Source organism: Actinomadura sp. WAC 06369, assembly GCF_003947565.1.
Lineage (GTDB): Bacteria > Actinomycetota > Actinomycetes > Streptosporangiales > Streptosporangiaceae > Spirillospora > Spirillospora rifamycini.
Map to the genome: position 1 here is coordinate 1 of NZ_QHJN01000313.1, position 4,328 is coordinate 4,328.

Annotated in this window: 4 protein-coding genes; 3 read left to right on the forward strand and 1 reads right to left on the reverse strand. The window is 79.3% G+C overall.

Going from position 1 to position 4,328, the window contains the following annotated elements; translation table 11 throughout:
- Positions 1-73: 73 nt before the first annotated feature.
- A complete protein-coding gene (locus DMH08_RS38760) occupies positions 74-1,030 on the reverse strand; it encodes a sensor histidine kinase (RefSeq protein ID WP_199748228.1) in 957 nt (318 codons plus the stop codon).
- A 134-nt stretch (positions 1,031-1,164) separates the two neighbouring features.
- Between DMH08_RS38760 and DMH08_RS38765 the strand changes: the two genes are divergently transcribed.
- The 3 genes from DMH08_RS38765 to DMH08_RS38775 all read left to right on the forward strand — a co-directional run.
- Entirely contained in the window at positions 1,165-2,169 is a 1,005-nt protein-coding gene (locus tag DMH08_RS38765) for an ABC transporter ATP-binding protein (protein ID WP_125621225.1), read from the forward strand.
- On the forward strand, positions 2,166-3,602 hold the full coding sequence (locus DMH08_RS38770) for an ABC transporter permease subunit (protein WP_125621227.1): 1,437 nt from the start codon (positions 2,166-2,168) through the stop codon (positions 3,600-3,602). Before DMH08_RS38765 ends, DMH08_RS38770 begins: the two co-directional genes overlap by 4 nt.
- On the forward strand, positions 3,599-4,328 hold a 730-nt coding region (locus DMH08_RS38775), incomplete at its 3' end, for an ABC transporter permease (protein ID WP_125621229.1). The genes DMH08_RS38770 and DMH08_RS38775, both read left to right, overlap by 4 nt.

Genomic DNA, 4,328 nt, shown 5'->3' on the forward strand with positions numbered 1-4,328 from the left:
TGTCGCCCGGCAACTCAACAGCCGACCACGCAAAACGCTCGGCTGGAGAACCCCAGCCGAGCGCCTGCGTGATCTACTGACAACCACGTGAGTCATCAGGTGTTGCGAGGACCCCGAGAATCCGCCCGGGGCCGGGGCCGTTGTCGCGCACCGCGAGCCGCAGCTCTTCCCCGGTGTAGGCGAGTTCGACGTCGACGGCGGCGCCGGGGGCGTGCCGCCGCGCGTTGGTGAGGGCCTCCTGCACGATCCGGTAGGCGGTCAGCTCCACGCCGGGGTCCAGCGCGGCGACGGGACCGGCGACGATCAGGCGGGCGGCGGCGCCCGCCCCGTCGCGGGTCTCGTCGATGAGGTCCAGGAGCTGCTGCAGGCCCGGCTGGGGGCGGCGGTCGGGCGCGCCGCCGGGCTCGCCCGCGTCCTCGCGGAGCACCCCCAGCAGCCGCCGCATCTCCGTCAGCGCCGTGCGGGCGGTGTCGCCGATGGCCAGCAGCCGCTCGGAGCCCTCGGCGGGCATCCCGGGGACGGCCAGCCGCGCCGTCTCGGCCTGCACCGAGATCATCGAGATGTGGTGCGCGACGACGTCGTGCAGCTCGCGGGCGATGCGCGCCCGCTCGCCGCGCGCGGTGTGCGCCAGCAGCGTGTGCTCGGCGGCGCGGCGGGACGCGTCCCGCGCGGCGGCCTCGGCGCGGCGGCGCAGGATCCGGCGGCGGGCCAGCGCCGCCCAGACGGCGAGCAGCGCGGCCGACCCGGCCAGGGCGGGGCCGCGGTGCAGCAGGGTCGCGGCGAGCGCCGCGACGGTGATCGTCACGGCCGCCGCCGGGCCGTGACCGGACGCGCCGGACGCGCCGGGCGCGTCCGGCCGGTCGCCGGTGCCGCGCAGCAGGACGAGCGGGAGGGTCGCCGACACGTCGAGCACGAGCGCGAGCGGCAGGGCCTCTCCGGGCCCGTCGGCGCGCAGCACCGCCTCGGCGACGGCGGCGGCGGCCAGGCCGGCGCCGGCCGCGGGCCATCGCAGCTCCCGGATCCGCGTCACGCACGCCATTGTGGCGCGTGCCCGGGCGCGGCGCGTCCCTCCCGGGAGGGACGCGCGCTCCCCGCCGCCGGGGACGCGGCGACGGCTCCGCGGCGGGACGACACGGCGTCCGGCGCGCCCGTAGCGTCCCGGGCATGGATGCGACCATCGAAGTGCGCGGGCTGCGCAAGCGGTACGGGACGGCCGTCGCCGTCGACGGCCTGTCGTTCACCGTCGAACCCGGGCGGGTCACCGGGTTCGTGGGTCCGAACGGCGCGGGCAAGACCACCACGATGCGGATGATCCTCGGCCTGGACCGGCCCGACGCGGGCGCGGCCCTGGTCGGCGGGCGGCCCTACCGGTCGCTGCGGGCGCCGCTGTGCCGGCTGGGCGGCATGCTGGACGCCGGGGCGGTGCATCCGGCGCGGCGGGCGCGCGACCACCTGCTGTGGCTGGCGCGCGCGAACGGTATCCCGGCGCGGCGGGTCGGGGAGGTGCTGGAGCTGGCGGGCCTGGCGGGGGTCGCGCGGCGCCCGGCCGGGAGGTTCTCGCTGGGCATGCGGCAGCGGCTGGGCATCGCGGCGGCGCTGCTGGGCGATCCCCCCGCGCTGATGTTCGATGAACCCGTCAACGGGCTGGACCCCGAGGGCGTCGCGTGGATCCGGGGGCTGCTGCGGGCGCTGGCGGCCGAGGGCCGCGCGGTGCTGGTGTCGAGCCATCTGATGAGCGAGCTGGAGGGCGGCGCCGACCACCTGGTGGTGATCGGGCGGGGCCGGCTGATCGCCGACACGAGCGTCGCGGCGCTGCTGGCGGCGGCGTCGGACGGGCGGGTCGAGGTGCGCACGTCCGCGCGGCGGGACGCGATGACGGTGCTGGCGAACGCGGGCGCGACGGTGACCGCGGACAAGCGGGACGCGGTGACGGCGGCGGGCGTGCCCGCCACGCGGGTCGTGGAGCTGCTGGCGGGCGCCGGGGTGCCGTTCTCGGGGGTGGCCGAGCACCGGGCGTCGCTGGAGGAGGCGTACATGGAGCTGACCAGGGACGCCGTGGAGTTCCGCACCCGCACCTCGGACGCCCCGGCGCCGGACGACCCTGTCGCGGACGGCACCGCCGGGGCGGGCGGCGCGGCGGACGCGGCGGGACGGGAGGCCGCGTCGTGACCGCCGCCCCGTATCGGAGCACGGTCCGGGCGGCCGGCGACGGGTTCGGGCGGCTGCTGCTGGCCGAGTGGACGAAGCTGCGGTCCGTCCCCCGCTGGCTGCTCGCGCTCGGCGCCTCGATCGTCCTGACCGTCCTGGTGGCGCTGCTGTCGGCCGCGGGCACGCAGTCGACCGGGGGCGGGGGCGCCGCGCCGGACCTGCCCCCGGCCGTCACGGACCAGGGCCACTACACCTACCGGACGCTCACCGGGGACGGGAGCATCACCGCGCGCGTCGCGTCCCAGCGGGCCGGGCGGGCGTGGGCGAAGGCCGGGCTGATGGTGCGGGCGGGCACCGGCGGCGGCGCGCCCTACGCGGCGGTCATGGTGACGCCCGGGCACGGGGTGCGGCTGCAGACCGGCTACGAGGCGGGCGGCGAGGGCGGCGGGAACGGCGCGGCGCCGCACTGGCTGAAGCTGGAGCGGTCGGGGACGTCGGTGACCGGGTACGCGTCGGAGGACGGGCGCGCGTGGCGGCGCGTCGGCGGGGTGCGCCTGGACGGGCTCCCGGAGACGGTGGCGGCCGGCTTGTTCGTCGCGTCCCCCGACGCGGTGGAGGTGGTGCGGCGGTTCGGCGGCGAGGAGGTCTCCGGGCGGCCGACGGACACGACGGCGACGTTCGACGGCGTCGCCCTGGGCGGCGCCTGGCGGGACGGGACGGCCGGCGGCGCGGCGGACGCGTGGCGGGACCGCGCCGGACCCGGCGGGCCCGCCGCGCCCGAGGGGACGGGGTCCACCCGGGCGGGCGGCGTGTTCACGCTGACGGGGTCGGGCGACATCGGCCCGGACCTGTTCTCCGACGACACGACGCGCACGGCGCTGACGGGGGTGCTGGTCGGGCAGGCGGCGGTCGTGGCGGCGGCGGTGCTGTTCGTCACCGCCGAGTACCGGCGCGGCATGATCGCGGTGACGCTGGCGGCGTCCCCGCGGCGGGGCCGGGTGCTGGCGGCCAAGGCCGCGGTGATGGCGGCGGCGGGGTTCGCGGCCGGGCTGGCGGCCGCGGCGGGGGCGCTGGCGGTCACCGGGCTCGGCGGCCGGGACGCGCCGTCCCTCGCGGACGGGGCGGTGCTGCGGGCGGTGCTCGGGACGGCGCTGCTGCTGGCGGTCGTCGCGGTGCTGTCCGTGGCGGTCGCGGTGGTCGTGCGGCGCAGCGCCCCGGCGATCACGCTCGTCCTGCTGGCGCTGCTGGTGCCGCAGATCGCGGCGACCGGGCTTCCGGTGTCGGCGGCGCGATGGCTGGAGCGGCTCACCCCGGCGGCCGGTTTCGCCGTGCAGCAGACCGTCCCGCGCTACGACACCGCGATCGGGCCGTGGGCGGGGCTGGGCGTGCTGTGCGCGTACACGGCGGTCGCGGTCGCGGCGGCGGCGTGGCTGCTGCGGCGGAGGGACGCGTGAGCGGGCGGGGCGCGGCGGCGGTGCGGGCCCTGCACGCCGAGTGGACGAAGCTGGCGACGCTGCGCGGCACGGCGTGGCTGCTGGTCGCGCTGGCGGCGGCGACGGTCGCGGCGGGGGCGGCGGCGATGTGGCCGGTGGACGCCGCGCGGTGCCCGTCACCGGCGGAGTGCTTCGAGGACACCCCGAAGCTGAGCCTGTCGGGCGTCCGGGCGGGGCAGGTCGCGGCCGTGGTGCTGGGGGTGCTGGCGATCGGCGGGGAGTACGGGACCCGCACGATCGTGCCGACGCTGGCGGCGGTGCCCCGGCGGGGGCTGGTGCTGGCGGCGAAGGCGGCGGTGGTCGCCGTGCTCGTCGCGGCGGCGGGCGCGGCGGGCGTGGCGGGATCGCTGGCGGCGGGCCGGTTCGTCCTGCCGCGCAACGGGTTCACCGCGGAGGCCGGGTACCCGCCACTGTCGCTGCTGGACGGCGCGACGGCGCGGGCCGCCGCGGGGTCGGTGCTGTACCTGGTGCTGGTGGCGCTGCTGGGGCTGGGCGCGGCGGCGGCCGTGCGGGGCACCGCCGCGGGCCTGACGGGCGCGCTGGGGCTGCTGTGGGCCGCGCCGGTGGTCGTCCCGCTGCTGGGGGACGAGCGGTGGCGGGAGCGGGTGGAGCGGTTCGCGCCGATGCCGGCGGGCCTGTCGGTGCAGGCGACGCGGGCGCTGGAGCGGCTGCCGATCGGGCCGTGGG

Excerpts from the sequence above, each read along its gene's own strand:
- DMH08_RS38765 (WP_125621225.1), top strand. The coding sequence starts at position 1,165 with ATGGATGCGACCATCGAAGTGCGCGGGCTGCGCAAGCGGTACGGGACG.